General features: G+C 71.2%; 24 protein-coding genes, 1 other RNA gene and 1 pseudogene. 12 read left to right on the top strand and 14 right to left on the bottom strand.

The window, feature by feature from the left end; translation table 11 throughout:
• Nucleotides 1-13: 13 nt before the first annotated feature.
• Entirely contained in the window at nt 14-355 is a 342-nt protein-coding gene (locus RMN98_RS11445) for a PepSY domain-containing protein (protein ID WP_309648941.1), read from the bottom strand.
• Nucleotides 356-608: 253 nt separating this feature from the next.
• Here RMN98_RS11445 and RMN98_RS11440 point away from each other — a divergent pair, with 253 nt between their 5' ends.
• From RMN98_RS11440 to RMN98_RS11430, 3 genes are all read left to right on the top strand, one after another.
• A complete protein-coding gene (locus tag RMN98_RS11440; RefSeq protein WP_309648940.1) occupies nt 609-2,957 on the top strand; it encodes a PKD domain-containing protein in 2,349 nt (782 codons plus the stop codon).
• Between the two features lie 91 nt (nt 2,958-3,048).
• A complete protein-coding gene (locus tag RMN98_RS11435; protein ID WP_309648939.1) occupies nt 3,049-3,702 on the top strand; it encodes a response regulator transcription factor in 654 nt (217 codons plus the stop codon).
• Nucleotides 3,703-3,815: 113 nt separating this feature from the next.
• Nucleotides 3,816-4,196, top strand: coding sequence for a lipopolysaccharide assembly protein LapA domain-containing protein (locus RMN98_RS11430; protein ID WP_309648938.1), 381 nt, complete (start codon nt 3,816-3,818; stop codon nt 4,194-4,196).
• Here RMN98_RS11430 and RMN98_RS11425 read toward each other — a convergent pair.
• On the bottom strand, nt 4,193-5,428 hold the full coding sequence (locus RMN98_RS11425; RefSeq protein ID WP_309648937.1) for an MFS transporter: 1,236 nt from the start codon (nt 5,426-5,428) through the stop codon (nt 4,193-4,195). The two genes, RMN98_RS11430 and RMN98_RS11425, sit on opposite strands and share 4 nt — an antisense overlap.
• A 302-nt stretch (nt 5,429-5,730) precedes the next feature.
• Here RMN98_RS11425 and RMN98_RS21065 point away from each other — a divergent pair.
• From RMN98_RS21065 to RMN98_RS11420, 3 genes and pseudogenes are all read left to right on the top strand, one after another.
• Nucleotides 5,731-5,844, top strand: a pseudogene (locus RMN98_RS21065) (pyridoxamine 5'-phosphate oxidase family protein); the annotation flags it as partial.
• Nucleotides 5,834-6,106, top strand: a complete 273-nt coding sequence (locus RMN98_RS21060) for a pyridoxamine 5'-phosphate oxidase family protein (RefSeq protein ID WP_397209413.1) — start codon at nt 5,834-5,836, stop codon at nt 6,104-6,106. The pseudogene RMN98_RS21065 and the gene RMN98_RS21060, both read left to right, overlap by 11 nt.
• A gap of 5 nt (nt 6,107-6,111) precedes the next feature.
• On the top strand, nt 6,112-6,339 hold the full coding sequence (locus tag RMN98_RS11420; RefSeq protein ID WP_309648936.1) for a hypothetical protein: 228 nt from the start codon (nt 6,112-6,114) through the stop codon (nt 6,337-6,339).
• Between the two features lie 52 nt (nt 6,340-6,391).
• Here the strand turns inward: RMN98_RS11420 and rnpB are convergent.
• An RNA gene (gene rnpB, locus RMN98_RS11415) (RNase P RNA component class A) lies at nt 6,392-6,766 on the bottom strand.
• Between the two features lie 75 nt (nt 6,767-6,841).
• Between rnpB and RMN98_RS11410 the strand changes: the two genes are divergently transcribed.
• Nucleotides 6,842-7,282 (top strand): tetratricopeptide repeat protein, encoded by a 441-nt coding sequence (locus tag RMN98_RS11410; protein WP_309648935.1) that lies wholly within the window; start codon nt 6,842-6,844, stop codon nt 7,280-7,282.
• A 36-nt stretch (nt 7,283-7,318) separates the two neighbouring features.
• On the opposite strand, the gene RMN98_RS11405 is transcribed toward RMN98_RS11410, so the two are convergent.
• The 4 genes from RMN98_RS11405 to map are packed head-to-tail and all read right to left on the bottom strand — an operon-like array spanning nt 7,319 to nt 11,554.
• Nucleotides 7,319-8,158 (bottom strand): transglutaminase family protein, encoded by an 840-nt coding sequence (locus RMN98_RS11405; protein ID WP_309648934.1) that lies wholly within the window; start codon nt 8,156-8,158, stop codon nt 7,319-7,321.
• Nucleotides 8,158-9,081 (bottom strand): alpha-E domain-containing protein, encoded by a 924-nt coding sequence (locus tag RMN98_RS11400; RefSeq protein ID WP_309648933.1) that lies wholly within the window; start codon nt 9,079-9,081, stop codon nt 8,158-8,160. Before RMN98_RS11400 ends, RMN98_RS11405 begins: the two co-directional genes overlap by 1 nt.
• Nucleotides 9,075-10,661: a circularly permuted type 2 ATP-grasp protein gene (locus RMN98_RS11395; protein ID WP_309648932.1), complete on the bottom strand. Its 1,587-nt coding sequence runs from the start codon at nt 10,659-10,661 to the stop codon at nt 9,075-9,077. The genes RMN98_RS11400 and RMN98_RS11395 overlap by 7 nt, the downstream gene beginning before the upstream one ends.
• 44 nt (nt 10,662-10,705) lie before the next feature.
• Entirely contained in the window at nt 10,706-11,554 is an 849-nt protein-coding gene (gene map, locus RMN98_RS11390) for a type I methionyl aminopeptidase (RefSeq protein WP_309648951.1), read from the bottom strand.
• Nucleotides 11,555-11,603: 49 nt separating this feature from the next.
• On the opposite strand from map, the gene RMN98_RS11385 reads away from it, so the two are divergent.
• Entirely contained in the window at nt 11,604-11,801 is a 198-nt protein-coding gene (locus tag RMN98_RS11385; RefSeq protein ID WP_309648931.1) for a hypothetical protein, read from the top strand.
• A gap of 6 nt (nt 11,802-11,807) precedes the next feature.
• Nucleotides 11,808-12,095, top strand: a complete 288-nt coding sequence (locus tag RMN98_RS11380) for a hypothetical protein (protein WP_309648930.1) — start codon at nt 11,808-11,810, stop codon at nt 12,093-12,095.
• A gap of 511 nt (nt 12,096-12,606) precedes the next feature.
• Here RMN98_RS11380 and RMN98_RS11375 read toward each other — a convergent pair.
• Complete coding sequence (locus RMN98_RS11375; RefSeq protein WP_309648929.1) at nt 12,607-13,800, bottom strand: PQQ-dependent sugar dehydrogenase; 1,194 nt, start codon at nt 13,798-13,800, stop codon at nt 12,607-12,609.
• Between the two features lie 71 nt (nt 13,801-13,871).
• Between RMN98_RS11375 and RMN98_RS11370 the strand changes: the two genes are divergently transcribed.
• Nucleotides 13,872-15,386, top strand: a complete 1,515-nt coding sequence (locus RMN98_RS11370; protein WP_309648928.1) for a hypothetical protein — start codon at nt 13,872-13,874, stop codon at nt 15,384-15,386.
• A gap of 3 nt (nt 15,387-15,389) precedes the next feature.
• Here the strand turns inward: RMN98_RS11370 and panB are convergent, their stop codons facing one another.
• The 5 genes from panB to RMN98_RS11345 form a co-directional block, all read right to left on the bottom strand.
• Nucleotides 15,390-16,262, bottom strand: a complete 873-nt coding sequence (gene panB, locus RMN98_RS11365; RefSeq protein WP_309648950.1) for a 3-methyl-2-oxobutanoate hydroxymethyltransferase — start codon at nt 16,260-16,262, stop codon at nt 15,390-15,392.
• 99 nt (nt 16,263-16,361) lie between these two features.
• Nucleotides 16,362-17,249, bottom strand: a complete 888-nt coding sequence (locus tag RMN98_RS11360) for a hypothetical protein (protein WP_309648927.1) — start codon at nt 17,247-17,249, stop codon at nt 16,362-16,364.
• On the bottom strand, nt 17,242-18,420 hold the full coding sequence (locus tag RMN98_RS11355) for an MFS transporter (RefSeq protein WP_309648926.1): 1,179 nt from the start codon (nt 18,418-18,420) through the stop codon (nt 17,242-17,244). Before RMN98_RS11355 ends, RMN98_RS11360 begins: the two co-directional genes overlap by 8 nt.
• A gap of 28 nt (nt 18,421-18,448) precedes the next feature.
• Nucleotides 18,449-18,913 (bottom strand): VOC family protein, encoded by a 465-nt coding sequence (locus RMN98_RS11350; RefSeq protein WP_309648925.1) that lies wholly within the window; start codon nt 18,911-18,913, stop codon nt 18,449-18,451.
• A 68-nt stretch (nt 18,914-18,981) separates the two neighbouring features.
• Nucleotides 18,982-19,824 carry an SDR family NAD(P)-dependent oxidoreductase gene (locus RMN98_RS11345; protein ID WP_309648924.1) on the bottom strand — a complete coding sequence of 281 codons (843 nt, stop codon included), beginning with the start codon at nt 19,822-19,824 and terminating at the stop codon, nt 18,982-18,984.
• On the opposite strand from RMN98_RS11345, the gene RMN98_RS21055 reads away from it, so the two are divergent.
• Complete coding sequence (locus tag RMN98_RS21055; RefSeq protein WP_397209412.1) at nt 19,717-20,226, top strand: CPCC family cysteine-rich protein; 510 nt, start codon at nt 19,717-19,719, stop codon at nt 20,224-20,226. The two genes, RMN98_RS11345 and RMN98_RS21055, sit on opposite strands and share 108 nt — an antisense overlap.
• An 86-nt stretch (nt 20,227-20,312) precedes the next feature.
• Here RMN98_RS21055 and RMN98_RS11340 read toward each other — a convergent pair whose 3' ends face one another.
• The gene (locus RMN98_RS11340; RefSeq protein WP_309648923.1) at nt 20,313-21,206 is read right to left on the bottom strand and encodes a hypothetical protein; all 894 of its coding nucleotides are present in this window, start codon (nt 21,204-21,206) and stop codon (nt 20,313-20,315) included.
• Nucleotides 21,207-21,395: 189 nt separating this feature from the next.
• On the opposite strand from RMN98_RS11340, the gene RMN98_RS11335 reads away from it, so the two are divergent.
• Entirely contained in the window at nt 21,396-22,376 is a 981-nt protein-coding gene (locus RMN98_RS11335) for an aminoglycoside phosphotransferase family protein (protein WP_309648922.1), read from the top strand.
• Nucleotides 22,377-22,488 lie beyond the last annotated feature (112 nt).

The following is a 22,488-nucleotide window of genomic DNA, read 5'->3' as shown; positions in this document are numbered from 1 at the left end:
GTGACGGCCTGGCTCAGCCCTCGCCGTCCTCGTCGCCGTCGGGCTCCTCGGAGTCGCCCTCGATCACGACGACCTGGTAGGCCTCGTCGAGCCGCACGTCCACCGTCGAGCCGTCAGGTCGTGTCACCTCGACCTCCCAGGTGGCGCCGTTCTCGGAGTCGCGCTCGACCTCGTTGGCGGTCCCTCCGCCCGTCGCATCGAGGGCGGCGTCGGTGGCGTCCTGCTTCTGCTGCTCGGTGTAGGTGCGGCTGCCGGTCTCGTCGTCGCCCTGTGTGGCGACCGCGCTGCCAGCGCCTGCGGCGACCGCCACGGCGATGACTCCAGCGATGGCGAGGTTTCGCTTCCTGAGCTTCATGTCCGGTTCTCCTTCGGTCGTGGTGCGGGGTGGTGTCATCACCGTCCCACCCGCAACCTGAAGGAACGCTGACGTCCGGGACCTGCCCCGCTTCCGGCCGCCAGCATCACTCATCGTGGGGATGACGGCCCCGAGCCACCCGCTTACGTTGAGCCGACGACGACGAGGACGGGTGCAACACGTGAGACAGCAGCGACGACGAGGTGTGGCCCGGGGCTCGACGGCTCTCGGGGTCGTGTGTGTTCTCGGGACGGTGGCGACCGGTCTGGCGCCCTGGGCCGCTGCGCCCGCGTCGGCCGCCGTGCCGACGACGACGGCGACGTTGGTGCGCACGGTCGCCACCTCGGCCCTGTCGCCCGCCCTGCCGGACCCTGCCGGGATCGTCTACCTGCCCGGTCGTGACAGCTTCCTGATCTCCGACTCCGAGGTCGACGAGACCCCGGTCTTCGAGGGCGCCAACGTGCTCGAGACGACCCGCAGCGGAGCGGTGCTCGACCGTGGGCTGACCACGGCCTACACCAAGGAGGCGGCGGGGATCGGCCACGACCCGACCAGCGGCCACGCCTTCGTCTCCGACGACGACCAGTTCCGCGTCCACGAGATCGACCCGGGGGCCGACGGCCGCTACGGCACGGCCGACGACACGCGCACGTGGTTCAGCACGGCGGCCTTCGGCAGCACCGACCCGGAGGACGTCACCTACTTCCCGCCGACCGGCGAGCTCTTCGTGCTCGACGGCGCCGACCACGACGTGCACCGGGTCGACCCCGGTCCCAACGGTCGCTTCGACGGCGTGGCCCCGACCGGCGACGACACCGCGACCGAGCTGGACGTCGAGGTCTACGGCGCCGAGGACCCCGAGGGGATCGGTTACCACCCCGGGCGCGGCACGCTCGTGGTCGTCGACAGCACGTCCGAGGCGGTCTACGAGCTCAACCGCCAGCTGATGCTGGTCTCCCGCGTCGACATCGCGGTGACCGGCCAGGTCTTCGCAGCCGGCATCACCGTCGCGCCGGCCACCGACGACCCGGGACGCTACGACCTCTACGTCGTCGACCGGGGGGTCGACAACGACACCGACCCCGACGAGAACGACGGACGCCTCTTCGAGCTGCGCGTCGACCTTCCGCCGATCGTCAACCTCGCGCCGGTCGTCGACGCCGGACGCGACGCCCCCGTCGTGGTCGGGGAGCCGCTGGACCTGCAGGCGACGGTGCGCGACGACGGTCGCCCCGGTCCGACCACGACGCTCACGTGGACGAACGCCTCCGGGCCCGGCAGCATCACCTTCGCCGACGCCACGTCGAGCCGCACGACCGCGAGGTTCTCCGCCGCCGGCACCTACGTCGTACGCGCGACGTCCTCGGACGGTGCCCTGACCGGCGCCGACGAGCTGATCGTCACCGTGGTCGCGGCGGGAGCGCCGCTGCCGCTCGACACCCCGGTCGCCAAGGCCTTCGACGACGTGGAGCAGCGTCCGACCGGCTACGCCGACTGGCTCGGGTCGAGCCTCAACATCCCGCGGGCCGGCACGATGTCGCAGACGATCGGCATCCGCTTCGACGAGCTGGCCGTGCCCGTCGGTGCCACGATCACCGAGGCATGGATCCAGTTCCGTGCGAGCGGCTCCAACAGCGACGCCGCGTCGATCCAGGTCACCGGCGTCGCCGAGGACGACACCCCCACCTTCACGACCTCGGGCACGACCGTCTCCTCCCGCCCCCGCACGCAGGCCACCGCGACGTGGGCGCCACCGGCGTGGAAGAGTGGGCAGACGACGTCGGCGCAGCGCACGACCGACCTGCGCGCCATCGTCCAGGAGGTCGTACGACGACCTGGCTGGCGGGCGGGCAACGCCCTGGCCTTCGTCATGACGGGCACCGGCGAGCGCCGGGCCTCCTCGCACGACGGCGTGGCCGCGCCGGTGCTCCACCTCGCCTACACGACCGCGACGACCGAGCCTCCACCCACCAGCACGCCGATCGCCTTCCGTGGCCTCGCGCGCACGATGACCAACGCGACCTCAGCCTCGGTCACGACCCCGGCGTCCGTGCGCGCCGGCGATGCGATGCTGCTCTTCGCCACGGTGAACGACACCGCGACCACGATCACGCCGCCCCCGGGCTGGACCCAGCGGAGCAACGTCGTGGCCGGCTCCCAGCGCACGCTGCTGTGGCAGCGCGTCGCGACGTCCACCGACGCAGGCCGGAGCGTGACGGTGGGCCTGAGCAGCTATGTCAAGGTGGGGCTCCACCTCGCTGCCTACGGCGCGACCTCGACCAGCGATCCCGTCCTGACGGTGAGCAGCGCCTCGGAGACCGTCGGGTCGACGTCGCACACGACCCCGACCGTCAGCGTGGCCGGAGAGGGGCAGTGGGTGGTGTCCTACTGGGCCGACAAGTCCTCGGCGACGACCGACTGGCGCCCGCCGGGCGGGGTGGTCGTCCGTGACGAGCTGGTCGGCACCGGGGGAGGGCACGTCGGGGTGCTCCTCGCCGACAGTGGTGGCCCGGTCTCCCCGGGCACCCGCGGCGGGCTGACCGCCATGACCGACGCCACCAGCCGTGCCGCCACGATCAGCGTGGTGCTGCGGGCCGGTTGAGCCGGCCAGCATCTCGATCGGCCAGCTGGCGGAGGCGCTGGTGCGGCTGCGCGAGTCACGGCCGGACATCGCCGCGGGTAGGTTCGTCTCTGTGAAGCCCGTCCGTCTCGCGATCGTCAACGACTACGAGGTCGTCGTCCGGGGTCTGGCATCGGTGCTGGCCCCGTTCAGCGAGCGCATCACCGTCGTGGAGATCGACAGTCGGCTCCCCGTGGTGAGCGACGTGGACGTCGTGCTCTACGACACCTTCGGCCAGGTCCAGGGCGACGCGGTCCGGCTCGACGACCTCACGGTCGACACCGAGGCGCGCGTGGCCGTGTTCACCTGGAACCTGCAGCCGGACCTGATCCGCGAGGCGCTGGCGCAGGGGGTGTCCGGCTACCTCTCGAAGGGCCTGGGCGCCGAGCAGCTGGTCGAGTGCATCGAGGCCATCCACGCAGGAGAAGTCGTGGCGCCGTCCTCGCAGCCGAGCGCGGACGGGGACACGCAGCTGGTGATGGCCTGGCCGGGGCTCGAGCACGACCTGAGTGCCCGTGAGGCGGAGGTGGTGGCGCTGATCACCCAAGGCCTGTCGAACCAGGAGATCGCCGACAGCTGCTACCTCAGCATCAACTCGGTCAAGACCTACATCCGCACCGCCTACCGCAAGATGCAGGTGTCGAGCCGCTCGCAGGCGGTCCTCTGGGGTCTGGCGCACGGGTTCGATCCGGACCGCGAGCGCGTGATCCGACCCCATGGCGACTGAGACGGCGTCCTCTGGGCGGTCCACACGGCCTGACCGCGTCGACCCACGGTGCGACCCGTATGAGGCGAGAGCTTGCGGGTACCGGAGCCTCGGACCCATCGAGGAGAGCACACATGTCAGACCCGTCCCCGACCACCCCGACCACCCCGACCAGCCGCACGACCGGCGACACCGCTGACCGAGGGGCCACGTCACCGACCCGACAGGCGCCCGACACGCCCGACCCGCTGCGTGGCTCGCGCACCAGCGGACTCTGGGTTGGCGTCGTCGCGCTGGCCGTGGTGCTGATCCTGCTCATCGTCTTCGTCGCGCAGAACACCCAGGACGTGACCGTGTCCTACTTCGGCTGGGAGGGCCAGGCGCCGCTGGCCGTCGCCCTGCTGGTGGCCGCGACTGCCGGGCTGGTGCTGGCCGCGATCGCCGCGACGCTGCGGATGTGGCAGGTGCGCCGACGTGTGCACCGGGGGCGCTCGACCAGTCGCGCAGGTCGCTAGTCGACCTGCCGCACTGCCCGGAGCGGGGAGAGCGCGGCGACCGCGAAGGCGAGCCCGAAGACCACGGCGACACCGACCAGCGTCGCGCTCCCTCCGAGGAACATCACCGATGTGCCGCCCAGGACGGCGCCGAGGGCCGCGATCGACCGGTTGACCGACCGCCGGGTCGCGTTGACCCGGCCCAGCAGTCCGTCCGGGGTGATGAGCTGCCAGAGGCCCATGTCGCTGGCGTTCTCCAGCCCTCCGGCGAGGCCGTGCACGCCCAGCGCCAGTGTCAGGAGGGTGACGCCGGCGGTGGGGGGCACGGTCGGCGCCAGTGCGACCAGCAGCCAGGCCAGCGGGTAGGGCGCTCGGGCCCCGATGATCGCCGGGCCGGCGCCGATGCGTCGCCCCAGCGCCGGAGCGAGGCTCGCGCCGACCAGGCCCGTGATGCCGGCGACGGCGACCAGCAGCCCGAAGACAAACGCGGACAGCGCCATCTCGCGCAGCGCGACGAGGGACAGCGCGGTGAAGCCGGCGGCGTTGGCGAGGAACCACACGTGCGTCGAGGCGGCGAGGGGCGCCAGGGTCGGGTGGCGGTAGGTCCACCGCAGGCCCTCGCCGATCTCGCGGCCCAGGTGACGTGCGGCCGACGCGTCGGTCGGCGGCTCCTCGACGCGCAGCCCAGCGTTGAGCACCGCGTCCACGAGATAGCTGACCGCGTCGACCGCGATGGCCGCGGGTGCGCCCAACAGCCCGACGAGGCCGCCGCCGATGGCGGGCCCCAGAGTCTGGGCGGCGGCGTCGCTCTGGTCGAGGCGCGCGTTGGCGACGACCAGGCGCTCGCGCGGCACGAGCCGGGGCAGCAGGGACTGGGTCGCGGCGAAGGCGAACACCGAGAAGGACCCGAAGAGCAGCAGCAGCACGACCAGGGCCCACACCTCGAGGGCGCCGAGCGCGGACAGGACCGGGATCGCCCCCAGGGTGACCGCCCGGCCGAGGCTGCTCCACACCAGGATCCGCTGTCGCCGCCACCGGTCGGCGTAGACCCCGGCGAGCAGGCCCAGCACCGCGTAGGGCACGAACTGGGCGGCGTTGACCACCCCCACCTCGAACGCCGAGGCCTCGAGCGTCGTCACGACCAGGACGGGCATGGCCACCGTGGTGACGGCCGTGCCGAAGGAGCTCAGGGTCGCGGCCGCCCAGAAGCGGCCGAACGACGGTCCGCCGTGTGAAGGTGACGCGTCCGACATCGGCGACCTTCCTGGCGTTTCCGGGCACCTTCATCACACCACGCGGTGCGCATCACCAGGTGGCCAGGACCCGGCGCCGACGGGTTGGCGTGAAGGCCGTGACGACACCCAGCGTGAGCGGCTGTTGTCCAGGACAGAGAGACCGTCTGTGACGTGTGCCCATGTGACTGGACACGACGGGAATCTTGAGGACTGTGTGGGGGCCGCCTGACTGACGTTGGGACTGCCGCGTAGGGATCCAGGCCTTGCGTCGCACCCATGACTGATACGCCGGGTCGTTGAATGACGCGAGGACCGACTCGGTGCCGTGCGGTGACGACGCCCAACGGGCGTTCCTGTCAACGACGCCGTTCGCCGTCATCGGATCCTGCGACAAGGACGGTCGGGCCGACGTCAGCCCCAAGGGTGATCCTGCCGGCTTCCTGCCGGCTTCCTGCCGGCTTCCTGCCGGCTTCCTGTCGGTGCTCGACGACCGCACCGTGGCCCTGCCCGACCGGCCAGGTAACCGTCGCACCGATACCTGTTCACAACCTGCTCGAACGACCGGCGGTCACTGTTCTGGCCATGAGTCCAGGAGACGACCGCGTGGTCGAGGTACGGGGTCGAGCTCGGTTGACCACAGACCCGGCGTTGCTGGCCACGATGGCAGTCCAGAACCAGGTCCCGAAGCACTTGTGATCGACGTGGATCACAGCTCCCTGCGGGTCAGCCATGCCGTGCAGAACGCCGCCCTGTGGAACCCGGCTACACACATCTCGGAGGGCGCCCTTCCACGCGCGGCCAAGATCTGGGCCGAGCATGTCAAGAGCAGTGACCGTCGGGGTCTCGCTGCCACAGCAGTGCGTACCGGCGTCAGCGAGGCTGCGGTGCGCGCAGGCATCGCCGTGGACTACCGCCAGAACCTCTACTGACTCAGTCACGGACAGACCTGCCCCCCATGGACCTCCAGGTGAGGCCCCGGTGCGGACGGGCTGGCCTGTAGGCCGGGTTCTGTGACTGGCGAGCCAGCCGGCGACCATCCATCTACGACTGCCGTTGCCGACAGCCTCCAGCGATCTACCCGTGCACTCGGGCGAGCAGCCCTCGAGCGCGCACTGTCTGATCTTGCTCCAGGTGGGGTTTGCCGAGCCGATCCGGTCGCCCGGGCCGCTGGTGGTCTCTTACTCCACCGTTTCACCCTTGCCGACCGCTCCCGGAGGAGCGGCTGGCGGTCTGTTCTCTGTGGCACTGTCCCGCGGGTCACCCCGGGTGGGTGTTACCCACCACCTTGCTCTGTGGAGCCCGGACCTTCCTCGGGGACCAGATCACTCCGGTCCACGCGGTCGCCCGGCCAGCCCATCCGCACGCGACACCCTAGGGCATGGCCGCATCGGGTGCCGGAATCCGCGGCCCTTCCGTGGTGTTCTGGAGGACATGTTCGACGACGTGACGATCCAGGGGCCGCCGGTGCTCCAGCCGGCCCACCTGCGTCCCGAGTCCGCCTACCGCGTGGCGCACGACCTGCTCGTCGAGCGCGCCCCGCGCGAGGCCCTCGAGGTGCTCGAGCGTGCGCTGGAGCTGGAACCCGCCAACACCGGCCTCCGGGCGCTGCGGGCCTGGGCCCACCTGATGCGCGCCCAGCTCCAGAAGGCCGAGACCGAGCTGCGCTCGCTGGTCGAGGAGACCCCCGACGACGTCTGGGCACGCTTCGCGCTGGGTCGCGCCCTGGTGCGCCAGTCGCGGCTCCCGGACGCGCTGCCGCACCTGCGCATGGCGGCCGTCATGAGCGGCGACCCCGAGCACGAGGTCGAGGTGCTGCGCGTCGAGCGGATGCTCGCCGAGGCCGGTCACCTGTCGTGGGACCAGCTCACCTGACCGGACACCACGGGTACGACGGCGGGGCAGGCTGCCTCACGTCAGGCGGGTCAGCGTGACGTCGACGTGCATCCGCGAGGTCTTCGCCCCCGAGTAGATTCCGCTCAGCGGCTTGACGTCGCGGTAGTCGCGGCCGGTGGCCACGACGACGTAGCGGTCGCACGGGACGTGGTCGTTGGTCGGGTCGAAGGCGTGCCAGCCGTCGTCCCACCACTCGATCCACGCGTGCGACTCACCAGGCACGGTCTCGCCGACGGCGGGCTCGGCCTGCGGGTGGAAGTAGCCGGAGACGTAGCGCGCCGGGATGCCCATCGAGCGGAGCCCGCCGATGACCAGGTGCACCATGTCCTGGCAGACGCCGGCCCGTTGCTGCCACGCCAGGGCCGCGTGGCTCTGGACGTCGGTGGCGCCGGGGATGTACTCCACCTCGTCGTGCACCATCGCGCACAGGTCGCGCGCCGCGTCGCCGGGCAGCTCGTGGTCGGCCGCGACCTGCTTGGCGCGCTGGGCGAAGTCGGTCGGCGGGGCGACCATCTCGGGAAGCGTCAGGTACTCGGTCCAGCGGTCGGCGACCTCGCGCTCGGCCAGCGACTCCCACGTGGCCGACGGAGGAGCCGGGGCCGGGCGGTGCGTCTGCACGGTCGAGTTGACCGTGACCGTCATCGTCTCGTGCGGGTCGACGACCTCGAAGGCCGTGACCTGGGTGCCGAAGTAGTCGCGGTAGTCGTAGGTCCACGGCGCCGGCGAGACCTCCAGGCGGCTGTGCAGGACGATCTGCTCCGGCGTGGTCAGCGGGGTCAGGCGCGCCTGGTTGTAGGACGCGACCGCCTTGCCGTCGTACTCGAAGGTCGTGGTGTGGATGATCCTCAGCTGCATCAGACGACTCCCTGCCAGGTCAGTGCCTCGGCGCCGGCGAAGTAGCGCCGGGTGACCGCTTCGGTGGCGAGCGCGCACGCGCGCTGCAGCCGCTCCATCTCGTTGGGCAGGTCGTGCAGCACGTCGGAGAGGGAGCGGTACTCCAGCTCCGCACGCATCCGACCCAGCAGCCGCTGCGCCTCGTTCTGGAAGCCGGCGCGCTGACCGGCGGACTCGAGGTTGTCGAGGCACTGCTCGGCGCGGTTGAGCGAGAAGACGACCGAGCGCGGGAAGAGTCGGTCGAGCAGCAGGAACTCCGCGGCACCCCGCTCGGTCTCCATCCCGCGGTAGGTGCGCAGGAACGCCTCGTAGGCACCGCACGCGCGCAGCGTCGAGGTCCACGGCGCACCCTGCGACAACGACGCGGTGGCGATCAGGCGCGAGGTCATGTCGGCCCGCTCGACACAGCGACCGAGCATCAGGAAGTGCCAGCCCTCGTCACGCGTCATCGTGGCGTCGGCGGTGCCGTTGATCAGCGCCGCGCGCTCACGCACCCACTGGAAGACCCCGGGCGGCCGCTGCGCGTGGAAGTGACCGCTCGGGATCGCCCGGTAGGTCGTGTTGATGGCCTCCCACATCGGCACCGACAGCGTCTCGCGGGCGCGGCGCGCGCTCTCGCGGGAGGCGCCGAGCGCCGAGGCGATCGACACCGGCGACGAGGCGTCGTAGGCCAGCTGGTCGAGCACCATCGCGACGTTGACCGCGCTGGTCGGCTCGTCCTCGACGCCCATGATCGACAGCAGCCCGCGACAGGTCGCGTCCTCGTCGATGGTGGCGTCCTCGAGGATCAGCTGGGTCTGCACGTCGAGGATGCGCGCGGTGTCCTCCGCTCGTTCGACGTAGCGACCGATCCAGAACATGGACTCCGCGATCCGGCTCAGCACCTCGCTGCTCCCTGCTGCTGCTGCTCGGCCTGGTTCTGCAGGTCGGCGATGGCGGGTCCGGTGACCGACGGCGTCGACGGAGGGGGTACGGCGGGCCGTGGGGCCTCCGCCTCGCTCGCGGTGGGCGCGGGGCTCGCCGCAGCGGCCGCATGGCCTGCGAGCACCCAGGTGTCCTTGGAGCCACCGCCGCGCGAGGAGTTGACGATGAGCTCGCCCTCGGCGAGCGCGACCCGGGTCAACCCTCCCGGCAGCACCCACACGCGCGAGCCGTCGTTGACCGCGAAGGGGCGCAGGTCGACGTGGCGCGGGCCGAGCTGGCCGTCGACGAAGGTCGGCACCGTGGAGAGCTGCACGACGGGCTGGGCGATCCACGAGCGCGGGTCCTCCAGCACCTTGGTGCGCAGCTCGGCGAGCTCGGCGCGGGTGGCGGCGGGCCCGATGACGATCCCCTTGCCGCCGGAGCCGTCCACGGGCTTGCAGACCAGCTCGTCGAGGCGGTCGAGGACCTCCTCGCGGGCGTCGGTGTCGCCGAGGCGCCAGGTGTCGACGTTCTTGATCACCGGGTCCTCGGAGAGGTAGTAGCGGATCAGGTCGGGCAGGTAGGTGTAGACGAGCTTGTCGTCGGCGACGCCGTTGCCGACCGCATTGGCCAGGGTCACGTTGCCGGCGCGGGCGGCGTCGATCATGCCGGGGCAGCCGAGCATCGAGTCGGCGCGGAAGTGGACCGGGTCGAGGAACTCGTCGTCGACGCGGCGGTAGATCACGTGCACCGGCTCCAGGCCCTTGGTCGTGCGCATCATCACGCGACCGCGGCGGCACTCGAGGTCGCGGCCCTCGACGAGCTCGACGCCCATCGTGCGGGCCAGCAGCGCGTGCTCGAAGTAGGCGCCGTTGTAGACCCCGGGGGTCAGCACGACGACGGTGGGGTCGGTGACGCCGGCGGGCGCAGCGGCCCGGAGCGCGGCGAGCAGCCGCTGGGGGTAGGCCGCCACGGGTCGGATCCGGTGGGCAGCGATCGTCTCGGGCAGGGCTGCGGAGATCGCGCGGCGGTTGGTCATCACGTAGGACACGCCCGAGGGGACCCGCACGTTGTCCTCGAGCACGCGGAACTCGCCGTTGTCGTCGCGGATCAGGTCGATGCCAGACACGTGCACCCGCACGCCGTTGGGCGGACGGACCCCGGCGGCCTCGCGGTGGTAGTGGCTCGAGGTGGCGATGACCTCCCGGGGGATGACGCCGTCGTCGAAGACCTCGCCGGCGTCGTAGACGTCGGCGAGGAACATCTCCAGGCAGCGCACGCGCTGCTGGACGCCCTTCTCGATCGTCGACCAGGTGGCCATCTCGATGACCCGCGGCAGGATGTCGAGCGGGAAGGCCCGCTCCTCGCCGCCGATGTCGAAGGTGACGCCCTGGTCGAGGTAGCTCGCCTGCAGCGCCTCGACCCGGGCGACCAGGTCGGGGGTGGTCATGGTCTGCAGGGAGTCGCGCAGCCGGAGGTACGGCGGGCGCAGCGCGTCCCCGTCGAACATCTCGTCGTAGGCGACCCCGCCGGTCCCGTAGCCCTCGAACATCGCGTTCATGGACCGACCCTACAAACTTCCGTGTGTCGGACGTGTGTCGCCTGTCAGGGGAGCGTCAGGACCTCCGCGCCGGAGGCCGTGACGAGCAGCGTGTGCTCGAACTGCGCCGAGCGCCTCCCGTCCAGGGTGACGACCGTCCAGTCGTCGTCCCACATCTGCCATCGGTGGGTGCCGACGTTGAGCATCGGCTCGATGGTGAAGGTCATGCCGACCTCGATCAGGTCGTCGTGGTCGTCGGTGTCGTAGTGGGGGACGATGAGCCCGCTGTGGAAGGACGTGCCGATGCCGTGGCCGGTGAAGTCCTCCACGACGCCGTAGCCGTGACGCTTGGCGTAGGACTCGATGACGCGGCCGATCACGTTGACGCGGCGTCCCGGTCGCACCGCCTTGATCCCACGGTCCAGCGCCTCGCGCGTGTGCTCGACCAGCCGGCGACCCTCCTCGTCGACGTCACCGGCGAGGAACGTCGCGTTGGTGTCGCCGTGCACCCCGTCGAGGAAGGCGGTGACGTCGATGTTGACGATGTCGCCGTCCTCGACCCGGCGGCTGTCCGGGATGCCGTGGCAGATGACCTCGTTGACGCTGGAGCACAGCGACTTGGGGAAGCCGCGGTAGCCCAGCGTCGAGGGGTAGGCGCCGTGGTCGCAGAGGAACTCGTGACCGATCCGGTCCAGCTCGTCGGTCGTGACCCCGGGCTCGACGTGCGACCCCACCAGGTCGCGGGCGCGGGCCGCCAGGCGACCGGCCACCCTCATCCGCTCGATGGTGTCGGCGTCCTTGACCTCGGACCCGGTGAAGCGCGCCGGCGCCGGCCGGTCGACGTACTCCGGACGCGGGATGTGGGCCGGGACCGCGCGTCGCGGCGAGATCGTGCCGGGTCGCACGGCGGTCATGGGGCCGGAGGGAGAGGGAGTCACGGGGGAGAAGTGTAGTTTCGGCGCCATGAGCGACAGCGAGTTCTGGTACTGCATCAAGCACTCCCGGGTCGAGGGCCACGACGGCTGCCCCAACAAGGAGCGCCTCGGGCCCTACGCGACCGAGGCCGAGGCCTCTCGTGCGCTGGAGACGGCTGCCGAGCGCACCGAGGCCTGGGACAAGGAGTCCGACTCCGGCTGGGACGACGAGCAGCTCGAGGACTAGCCGATCGTGCTCAACCGTCGCCGCCGGGCGACCGCGCCCCGCGCCGTCGAGCCCTGGCCCTTCGTCGGGATGATCCTCATGGCCGCGGCGTTCTTCCTGTACGCCGCCAGCGGGCTGGTCGCCCCGTGGTGGGGCGTGCTGGTCCTCGTCCTGGTCTGGATCGCGCTCTTCGTGCTCTGCTGCGCGTGGTGGACGCCCCACCCCCGCAGGCTGGTGTGGGTCGCGCTGTTCGCGTTCGTGTTCTGGTTCGCCGCGCTCAACGCCGGCGGGGCGTTCCTCGGTTGGACCGCCTGACCACTCCCGGTGGTCGAGCCCGACGAGCGCGAGCGAGGAGTCGTCGAGACCAGCTGGACCCGCGCTTCCGCGGTGGTCAAACGTTTTGGCCAGCGCGGAGGGGGCTCTCGGTGGGCGAGCCCGCTCGGTCGTGGTGGAGCCAGACGAGCGCCAGCGAGCCGAGAGGCGGCCTGGAGGGAGTTCGTCGTGCGGCGGGGGTCTCGACGGGTGTTCGTCGCTGGCGCTCCTGACTGCTCGACGACCAGGGGGCAAGGGGTTTGCTGGTCGGGCCCGACGAGCGCCAGCAAGGAGTCGTCGAGACCAGCTGGACCCCGCGCTTCCGCGGTGGTCAAACGTTTGGCCAGCGCGGAGGGGGCTCTCGGTGGGCGAGCCCGCTCGGTCGTGGTGGAGCCAGACGAGCGCCAGCGAGCCGAGAGGCGGCCTGGAGGCACCTCGCCGTGCGGCGGGGGTCTCGACGTGTGTTCGTCGCTGGCGCTCCTGACTGCTCGACCAGGGGTCGCGAAGACCCCGGTCAGCTCGCGGGGCGCACCCGCAGCACGGCGCCACCGCCGGAGTCGGTGTCGGTGGTGACGAGCAGGTCGCCGTTGGGGGCGAGGGTGACCGAGCGAAGCCGGCCGAACCTCTCGAGGATCTTCGGGACGTCCTTGCGCACCAGCTTGCCGCGGGCGTCGAACGTCAGGAACAGCACGCGGGTCGCCTTGAGAGCGGCGACCGCGAGGGCGCCGTCGAGCGCACCCCACTTCGTGCCGTAGACGAAGGACGCTCCCGAGGTCGCGAGCGTGGGGTCTCCCGAGCGCCACGCGGCGCCGTACTGCTTGCCGGGCAGGGACTGGTCGGTCATCGGCACCGACTCGTCGTAGCCCGGCACGGGGTTCCAGCCGTAGTCGCCGCCATCCACGAGCCGGTTGACCTCGTCGTCGCGGTAGGAGCCGTGCTCGACCGACCACAGCGTGCCGTCGCGGCGCTGGGCGAGGCCCTGCACGTTGCGGTGGCCGTAGGTGTGGACGTAGCGCTGGCGCCGGTTGTCGGCGGAGATGTAGGGGTTGGCCGGCCAGGGGGCACCGGTGCGGCGGTCGAGCCGCAGCGTCTTGCCGCCCAGGGACGTCAGGTCGCGCGGGTTGGTGCCGACGGCCGCGTCGCCGGTCCCGACCACGAGAGCGCCGTTGCGCGCGATGAGCAGCCGGCAGCCGCCGTGCCGACCGGTCGTGGTCGGGAGCCCGCCGAGCAGCTTCTTGACCAGCGTCGCCCGGGTCAGCGCCTTGTTGAGCGTCCAGGCGTTGATGCGCACGTCGTGGCCGCCGCCGGCGAGGAAGCCGCCGGAGCAGGTGTAGAAGCGTCGGTTCTTGCTGAAGCCGGGGTCGACCTCGAGCGACATCAGCCCGGTCTCACCGGCGACCCACACCGAGTCGGACGGGAAGGCCACCCGTCGCTTGCCGCCCTTGCCCGCCACGAAGAGTCGGGCGGTGTCGCGCTCGGTGATGAGCAGCCGGCCCGCGCCGATGGGCTTGACGTCCCAGGGGTTGCTCAGGCCGGTGACCCGCTTGGTCACGACGAGCCTCGGCACCCCGGCGCGCGTCGGCTCCTGCGCGACGACCGCCGTCGGTGCCGCCGTCGCGGCAACGGGTCCGGACGACGAGGTCAGCGCACCCGCGGGGGCGGCTGCCGAGACGAGGGCCAGCAGGACTCCGAGCGTCAGCGATCGCATGCCCTCACGGTAACCCCATCGCCGTCCGGTCGTTGGGCCGTGAACACCCGCCCGTGCCCAGGAGGATCCCCGTGCCCCGCACCAGGTCTGCTCGTACGACGTCCATCGCCGCAGCTGCCGCGGCTCTCTGCCTGTCGGTCCCCACGGCGGCGGTGGCCCACGAGGGCGCCGGTGACGTCGCCACCAACGAGCGGTCCTTCCAGGTCGCGGCGAGTGGCACGGGGCAGCGGATGTCCCACGTGGCCAATCTTCAGTACGACCGCACGGGCGAGGCGCAGAACGGCTCCGACATCGAGTTCGTGCGCATCGCCGGACGCGACTACGCCCTGGCCGGCACGCTCGACAAGGGCATGCAGATCATCGACATCAGCCGGCCCACGCAGCCGAAACGGGTGGCGGTCTTCGACTGCAAGGTCAGCCAGGGCGACATCCAGGTCTGGACGAAGAAGAACCGGGTGCTCGCCAGCTACACCGCCGACGGCACGGTCGGCGCCGAGGGCGCCCGGTCGCGCTGCGGTCGCGACCTGAAGCTGGCGGCCGACGACGCCGGCACGGTCATCGTCGACATCACCCAGCCCTCCCAGCCGCAGTCGGTGAGCTTCCTGCCGGTGCCGCGCGGGTCGCACAACATGACGATCCACCCGAGCGGCGACTACCTCTACAACTCCAACTCCGACCTGATCACCAGCACCCGGCCGGCAGTGACGATCTACGACATCCGCCGCCCGAGCCTGCCCAAGAAGGTGCAGGACTTCCGGATCCCCTTCGTGCCCGCGTCGCTGGGCTCGGAGTCGCACGACATCACCTTCAACGCCGCCGGCACCCGCGCCTACGTCGCGGCGCTGTCGCAGACCCTGATCCTGGACACCAGCAACCCGGCCCGGCCGCGCCAGATCGGTCAGATCATCGACCCGGCGATCAACGTGGTCCACCAGTCCGACCCGATCACGTTCAAGCGCGCGGACGGCAGCACCCGCACGCTGCTGGTCATCACCGACGAGCGCGCCGGCGCAGCGGCCAGCACCGAGTGCCCCGGCGGTGGGCTCCACGTCTACGACATCACCGGTGCCAAGGTCCGCAACCCCGTCAAGGTCGGCGCATGGTTCATCCCGGTCGTCCAGCCGCAGGACGGCGCCACCTGCACCTCCCACGTGCTCCGGATGTATCCGCGGCAGAAGATGATGACGATCGCGTGGTACAGCCAGGGCGTCCGGGTCCTCGACATCAGCGGCCTCGCCACCGCCCAGGGCTCACCCGCCACCATCGCCCTGGGGCAGGGGATCGGCATGCGCGAGGTCGGCCACTACACGTTCCCCGACTCCGACACCTGGTCGTTCAAGACCAACAGGATCAACCGCGACGGCTCGTTCTACGGCTACGGCAACGACCTCGTCCGTGGCTTCGACGTCTACCGCTTCCGGGCTCTGCCCGGCCGCACGGTCCCGCCCCTGGCGCCGCGCGACCTCGCCCCGGCCCGCACCGCGTCCAGCGCGGCGCTGCTGGCGCCCGCGGCGGCCGTGGTCCCGGCGTTCGCCCTGGCGCTGCTGCTGCACCGCCGGTCGCGACGCCGGGTCACGGCTGACTGAGGCTCAGAACGTGTGCTCGGGGCCGGGGAACGTCCCGGCCTTCACGTCCGCGTCGTAGTCCTTCGCGGCCTGCAGCAGGGTCGCGTGCAGGTCGGCGTACTGCTTGACGAACCTGGCCATGCGGCCCGTGCGCAGCCCGAAGGCGTCCTGCCAGACCAGCACCTGGCCGTCGCAGCCGGCGCCCGCGCCGATGCCGATCGTGGGGATGACCAGCTGCTGGGTGACCTGGGCGGCGACATCGCCGGGCACCATCTCCATGACGACGGCGAAGGCGCCGGCCCCCTGGATCGCCTTGGCGTCGCGCAGCACGCGCTCGGCCGTCTCGCCGCGGCCCTGGACGCGGTAGCCGCCCAGCGTGTGCTCGGACTGCGGGGTGAAGCCGATGTGGGCCATCACCGGGATGCCGCCCTGGGTGAGCTTCTCGATCTGGGGGGCCATCTCGACCCCGCCCTCGAGCTTGACGGCGTGGGCGCCGCCCTCCTTCATGAACCGCACGGCGGTCAGGTAGGCCTGCTCGGGGGAGGCCTGGTAGCTGCCGAACGGCAGGTCGCCCACCACCAGCGCGCGGCGGGTGGAGCGGCTGACGGCGCGGGTGAGGGGGATCAGCTCGTCGACCGTGACGGGCAGCGAGGTCTCGTTGCCGTAGACGTTGTTGCTGGCGGAGTCCCCGACGAGCAGCACCTCGATGCCGGCCTCGTCAAAGGTCTGCGCGGCGTACTGCTCGTAGGCGGTGAGCATCGAGAAGCGCTCCCCGCGATCCTTCATCTCCCGCAGGTGGTGCGTGCGGACCCGCTTGACCGGGGCGGCGGGTGCCGGCGCGGACGTGGCCGCTGGGCCGGTGCCGTAGGGCGCGGTCTCTTCTGACGTGCTCATCATCGAGCTCCCATCGACGTGCATCTCGCGGCTCCCTGGTGGAGTCCACGGACTGCTCATCAGGCTAGCCCCGCACCTGGTTGCCGCGCGCTGTGGTGCCGGTCACTGCCGGCGGGTCGGCTCTCGCCAGTCGGGCCGCTCGAGCTCCTCGAGGAGACCCTCCACCGCCTCGAGGTCGTCGGCGCCGCCGGTGTGGGGCTGCTGGAACCACACGGCGTACTGCTGGACCTCGTCGAGGCGCCACTCGAGGTCGAACATCTCGGCCATCGGCCCGCCCGCGTCCAGGACCCTGAGGTCACGCTCGGCGGGCGCGAGCCGGAGCGACTCCCAGTCCACGAGGAGGGTGCCGCGCTCGGTGAGGAGCTGGTTGTGGACGTCGGGCTCGCCATGGGTGGGTACGCCGGGCCGTGAGGCCGCCTCCGCGGCGAGCCGGTGGTAGCGGGTCGCCCAGGTGTCGATCGCGGGCAGGTGGGCGCGCAGGGCCGTGTGCGCCCGTGCGGAGAAGGGGCCGCCGTCCCAGGTCGTCCGCAGACGTCCATCGAGGTCGTCGGCGAGGTCGGGCCCGACCAGCGGCTGCCAGCGGGGCATGCCCTCGGGCGGTGGGGTCGCGTGGAGTCGGGCGAGCATCGTCGAGGTGACCTCGCGCTCGAGGCGCTCGGGGCGGTGTCCGTCGACCCAGGGCGCGGCGCTGAGCAGGCCCTCGGCGAAGGGCACCGTGAACGGTGTCAGCGAGGCGTGGACGAACTCCAGTCCCTCAGCAGCCAGCGTGGCGGCCGCACGGTAGGCAGCGGTCAGCGAGTCGGCGCTGTGCCTGTCTCCCAGGCTGTCCAGCGTGACGAAGAGCCGGCGCTCGCCGGCGACCGAGGCTGCCCAGTGGTGGGCGCCGAAGCCGACGGACAGGTGGGTGACGGTGTCCGTGTCGGGGAGCCAGGTGGCACGGACGGTGTCGAGCACGTCCTGGTCGCTGACGTGGGTCGGGGGCTCATGCACGGCTCATCCCGGCGCTGCGGGCACGTCGTCCCGCGGCGGTCACGACGGCGAGGCACAGCGCCACCACGCCGATGGTGAGGAGCAGTGCCCCCTCGTCGCCGGTGCCGGCGCCGCTGATGGCGCCCAGCGCGTAGGGGGCGCCGAAGCCGAGGTAGGTCAGGGCGTAGAACACCGCGACCGTCGCGCCGAGCTCGCCGTGGTCGGCGAGCCGCTCGGTCTCGCGCAGGCCGGAGACCAGGCAGCAGCCGTAGGCGGCGCCGAAGACGAGGCCTGCGACCAGGAGCAGCCAGCGCACGTCGGTCTGCAGCGCGAGGATGCCGATGGCGGTGGCGGCCATGGCGGCGACCAGCCCGACCTGCCCGGCGAGCAGAGGACGACGGTCGTCGAGGCGGCGGGCGGTGCCCTGGACCAGGACGCCCGTCAGGAGGGTGACCCCGGTCAGCACCCCGGCGAAGGCCAGGGCGCCGCTGGTCGACCCGCCGATCTCGGCGGGCAGGAAGGCGATCGAGATGGCCGCGGAGCCGAAGACCCACGGCGCGACGGGGGCGACCAGGAGGAGGAAGGGCCGCGTGCACGTGACGGCGGGGACGCGCAGCAGGGAGCGCGTGCCCCCGGTCGTGGGGCGCGGTCCGGGCACGGGCAGCAGCAGGACGAGCGCGACGACGCCCAGCACGACGTGGGGGAGGTAGGGCACCGTCAGTGGGTGGTCGGTGAGCTCCGCGACCAGCCCGGCCACGAGCGGGCCGACTCCGAAGCCGGCCGACAGCGCGATCGCCGCCCGCTTCGCGGCCGTGCCGGCGACCTCGTCGGACGACAGCTCGGAGACCCAGGCACTCGCGGCGCTGAACACCACTCCGGAGCAGACGCCCGCGAGGAGTCGCGCGACCGCGATCCCGGCGACCGACTCGTGCTCCACGATGAGCAGGACGGTCGCCAAGGGCGACAGCGCGACCAGCGGCAGGACCACCGCACGCCGTCCCCACCGGTCGGAGGCAGCCCCGCCGACGAGGAGTGCCGGGATCAGCCCCACGGCGTACACACCGAAGAGGAAGGCCCTCGTCTGCGTCGACATCCCGAGCTCGTCGCGATAGGCGATGAGCAGCGGGGAGAACTGGTTGGCGCCCCACCCGACCGAGAACATCGCGAGGGCCACCCGTTTCCACGCGGTCATGCGGCCCACCGTAGGTGGCACGGGTTGGTCAGACGCTGGCGCCCTCGGCGGCGGCCTCGAGGTCGGCCACCACGATCTTCTGCATGCCCAGCATCGCGGCCTGGGCTGCCTGGGCGCGCGCGGGATCCGGGTCGGAGAGCAGCTCCATGAGCCGGCGGGGCACGATCTGCCACGACAGGCCGAAGCGGTCCTTGAGCCAGCCGCACCGCGACGCGGTGCCGCCGTCGAGGAGCGAGTCCCAGTAGTGGTCGACCTCGGCCTGGTCGGCGCAGCTGATGCTGAAGCTGACGGCCTCGGTGAAGTGCGCGTGCGTCGGCCCGCCGTTGATGCCCTGGAACCTCAGGCCGTCGAGGTTGAACTCACCGGCGAGCGCGTCGCCGTTGGGCAGCCGGGCGAGGTGGCCGACCGAGGAGTTGGGGAAGATGCCGGTGTAGAACGAGGCCGCCTCCTCCAGGTTGTCGTCGAACCACAGGCAGGGGGTGATCGCGGGCATGGTGCCTCCTTCGTCGGGGGTGATGTCCGTGCAGACCGGTGCGGTGCCCCGGACTCATCGCCTCGTCGTCAGCTGACGCCGACGAGCGCGGCCGAGCGCTCCCACAGACCGTCGATGACGACCTGGTCGTGGGCCTGCTTGTTCTCGCGCCCGTCGGCGTGGAAGCGGCTGTAGTAGCGCCCGTTGACCTCCTGGACCGGCCCTCCCTCGGCGAGGGCGATGAGCGGCGCCGCACCGTCCGGGACGCTGATCGTGGCGAAGCGCTTGAGCGGCGAGCGGTAGAGGAGCCCGACGAGCCAGGAGTCGCGACCGAACGAGCTGCCGACCGGGCCGGGATGGACGGCGACCGACACGACGCCGTCGCCGGACCAGCGCTGGGTGATGCCGCGGGTGAAGACGATGTTCATCAGCTTGCCGGTGCCGTAGGCCGGGAACTCGATCGCGCGACGGTGCTCGTAGTCGAGGTCGTCGAGCACGATCTTGCCCATCAGGTTGCCGATGCTGGAGGTGTTGACGACCAGCGACGAGCCGGCGGCGGCGAGCTGCGGGCGCAGCAGGTTGGTCAGCAGGAACGGCGCCAGGTGGTTGACCTGGAAGTTGGGCTCATGGCCGTCGGCTGTCGTCCGCGAGGGGGAGAACGTGCCACCGGCGTTGTTCATCAGCACGTCGAGCTTCTCGACCCGCTCCCCGACCGACGCTGCGAGGCGTCGTACGTCGTCGAGGCGGGAGAAGTCCGCCACCAGCGGCTCGGTGCCGACCGCCTCGGCCACCGGCCTCAGCTTCTCCGCCGACCGGCCGGTGACGTGGACCGTGGCCCCCCTCGCCGCCAGCACGCGCGCCGTCTCCGCGCCGATCCCGTCGCTCGCACCGGTCACCAGGACCGTGCGGCCTGCCATCGTCTGGTCGCTCATGGGGCGAGCCTAGGGCGGGCCACCCACGGCTACGATGCGGCCGTGGCAGATCTCGGACCCCGGGACAGGGTCGTGACCGCGCGAGCGACCTGTCCGTGTTGCGGCCACCGCTCCCTCGACGCAGGTCCGGGCGCCTTCGAGGTGTGCCCGATCTGCTGGTGGGAGGACGACGGTTCGCCTGATGGTCCGCACGGCGTGGGCGGGCCCAACGGCTACAGCCTCGTCCACGGACAACGTCGCTACCTGGCCGAGCGGCGGGCCCACGATGACGTGCCGCCCGACGTCCGCGCACGCCCCGCGCGTGCGGACGAACCACGTGACAGCGCCTGGGTGCCGCATCCCGACAGCCTGCGCGGTGATCTGGTGCTGGTGAGGGGTGTGCTCGACAGCGCTGCGCCGTGAGGCTCGGACAGGTGAGATCGTCCTAGAAGTACGTGGAGAAGTTTTCCAGGACCCTGTGGATACGAGGGTTCTCGGGGTCTGACGGGTCAAAGCCGACCGTAGGCCCGGAGGGCGCGCAGAGCCCGGAGGGTCTCGATCCCGCGCCACTCCACGCCGGAGGCGCTCCCCGGTGGGTCCCAGGTGATCGGCCAGCCACCGTCTGGCTGTTGGTCACGGACCAGGCGGTCGAGGTGGCCCTGAATGGTTGCGTCGCCGAACTGTTGCCTCCAGGGGCTGTCCGGCGACGGCGCCAGGTGGAGAGGGGTCAGCCCGTAGCCGGGATCCGTCGGATCCGCCCGGTACCAGGCGGCCTTGGACAGCCAGTCGCCCACGTGCGCGCCGACGGCCTGGGCCCGATCTCGGTCAGGCACATGTGCGAGGAAGACCATCACTTCGATCAGGGCGTGCGCGTCTTCGTCGAAGCCGGACTCGAGCCGTGCCCAGGTCCAGTCGGTGGCCCGGTCGAGCCACTGGTGGGTGATGCCCAGCTGGTGCAGGCGCCCGGCCAGGCCGGCGGTCGGGTTCAATCCGGGCGTGTAGGTCCAGTCCGACCAGTGCTCGGCCCGGGGGTAGCGCTCCATGACCGGGAAGGCACAGGGCACCGCTCCGTCGGACGCGGCCACCGAGGCCAACCAGTCACAAGCTCCCCTGACGAGCTCGTCCGCGACCGGATGGCCTGATCCTGCCGCGGTGTCGCCCCCGGTGGCGACCAGAAGGATCCCGAGAGCGCACTCGACGTCGATGGGCAGGCTTGCCGGGCAGCGCTTGTCGGGCTCAAGGCCATGACCGAAGCCGCCGTCGGGGTTGCGGTAGGCCCGGACAGCGTCGATCACGCCGGAGGCGTCGGCTCCGTCGAACAGGAAAGTGGCGAGGCGGCGCTCGATGAGCCGTCCCTCGCGGTCGAGAAACGCGCGGGCTGCAGCGAAGGCCTCTTCGGTCACGGGCGGCAGTGTGGCACGAGCAACCCGGCGCACCGGTCCGTCAAGACGCTGCGCAGCAACGCGGATTCTCGGTGCGCGCTCATCAGCATGAATGCGCACCATCAGCGGCCATGAGAGTGCGCTCCACCGACCACACCCAACCTTCTCGTCGCTGAAGATCGCTGCCGCTCACCGATAGCGTTGCCACTCGTGACCAGTGACGACCTTGCCGTCCCAGACCTCACGGTCGACGGCGATGGGCGAGAGAACACGTTCTTCCGACGAAGGCCCTCCTCCGAAACCCTGGCCTGGGTTGCGGCTTCCATGGGCGAAGGCAGTCGCATCGTCGGCCATCGTCGATTGACCGGTGGCGTCAACTCTGCTGTCCATCGCTTGTCAGTGAACCGACATGGCACTCGCACCTTTGTGGTGTTGCGGCAGTACCCGGCGGGAAGCGTCGCCCTTCGGACAGCGATGGAGGAGGAGATTGCCAACCTCACGGTGGTGGCTGGCAGCGGACTGCCGGTCCCGACGATTCTGGCGACGGACGTGGCCGGGGCAGCTACCGGCGCTGTGCCATCGCTGCTGATGACACGTCTGCCTGGTCATGTTCACCTCACCCCGACAGAGCATCAGCCATGGATCGAGAGGATCGCCGACTTCGCCGCCCAAGTGCATGCCGTTGACCTTCCGGCCCCCCCGTTTCGACCGTGGACCGACTCCTGGATCACACCGCTCGGACAGTTCCAGGCACCGGCCGGCGCGCGAAACCCGGCGGTCTGGCAAGCCGCCTTCGATGCCATGGAGTCAGCACCACCCGAGGATCACGCCGTCTTCCTGCACTGCGACTACCTACCCGTCAACCTGCTGTGGTCGCGCGACAAGATCACCGGACTCACCGACTGGAACGGCATCCACCAAGGGTCTCGCGCCATCGATGTCGGACAATGCCGTCGGTACCTGGCCTCGCTCTACTCGCCCAGTTGGGCAGAGGAGCTCCGCTCACGTTACGAGTCGACCGTGGGTGTACCGCTCCACCCATGGTGGGATCTGTACGCCCTGCTCCACCATGGCGACAACGCACCAGAGTCGATCTCGCGCCAGGTTGCCGGTCGCCGCCCCATCGACGTGACGGGCATGACAGCTCGCGTCGAGGTCGTCGTAGAACAAGCGCTCCAGCGCCTCGGTTAGGGAGGCACGGTGGTGCCGACGCTCATCGGCCAAGTCGGATGGCTTCTGCCGACCTCACGGTGCTCGCCCGTCACGGGTGGCACTCCGGGCCAATCTGTGAGCAGCGCCCAGA

The organism is Nocardioides sp. (assembly GCF_031397825.1).
In the GTDB taxonomy this organism is placed as follows: Bacteria; Actinomycetota; Actinomycetes; order Propionibacteriales; family Nocardioidaceae; genus Nocardioides.
This window is presented reverse-complemented; position numbering and strand designations above follow the sequence as displayed.

Coding starts and splice junctions, on each gene's coding strand:
- RMN98_RS11445 (WP_309648941.1), bottom strand. CDS start 355: ATGAAGCTCAGGAAGCGAAACCTCGCCATCGCTGGAGTCATCGCCGTG.
- RMN98_RS11430 (WP_309648938.1), top strand. CDS start 3,816: ATGTCAGACCCGTCCCCGACCACCCCGACCACCCCGACCAGCCGCACG.
- RMN98_RS11425 (WP_309648937.1), bottom strand. CDS start 5,428: ATGTCGGACGCGTCACCTTCACACGGCGGACCGTCGTTCGGCCGCTTC.
- RMN98_RS11410 (WP_309648935.1), top strand. CDS start 6,842: ATGTTCGACGACGTGACGATCCAGGGGCCGCCGGTGCTCCAGCCGGCC.
- RMN98_RS11405 (WP_309648934.1), bottom strand. CDS start 8,158: ATGCAGCTGAGGATCATCCACACCACGACCTTCGAGTACGACGGCAAG.
- RMN98_RS11395 (WP_309648932.1), bottom strand. CDS start 10,661: ATGAACGCGATGTTCGAGGGCTACGGGACCGGCGGGGTCGCCTACGAC.
- map (WP_309648951.1), bottom strand. CDS start 11,554: ATGACCGCCGTGCGACCCGGCACGATCTCGCCGCGACGCGCGGTCCCG.
- RMN98_RS11385 (WP_309648931.1), top strand. CDS start 11,604: ATGAGCGACAGCGAGTTCTGGTACTGCATCAAGCACTCCCGGGTCGAG.
- RMN98_RS11375 (WP_309648929.1), bottom strand. CDS start 13,800: ATGCGATCGCTGACGCTCGGAGTCCTGCTGGCCCTCGTCTCGGCAGCC.
- panB (WP_309648950.1), bottom strand. CDS start 16,262: ATGATGAGCACGTCAGAAGAGACCGCGCCCTACGGCACCGGCCCAGCG.
- RMN98_RS11355 (WP_309648926.1), bottom strand. CDS start 18,420: ATGACCGCGTGGAAACGGGTGGCCCTCGCGATGTTCTCGGTCGGGTGG.
- RMN98_RS11350 (WP_309648925.1), bottom strand. CDS start 18,913: ATGCCCGCGATCACCCCCTGCCTGTGGTTCGACGACAACCTGGAGGAG.
- RMN98_RS11345 (WP_309648924.1), bottom strand. CDS start 19,824: ATGAGCGACCAGACGATGGCAGGCCGCACGGTCCTGGTGACCGGTGCG.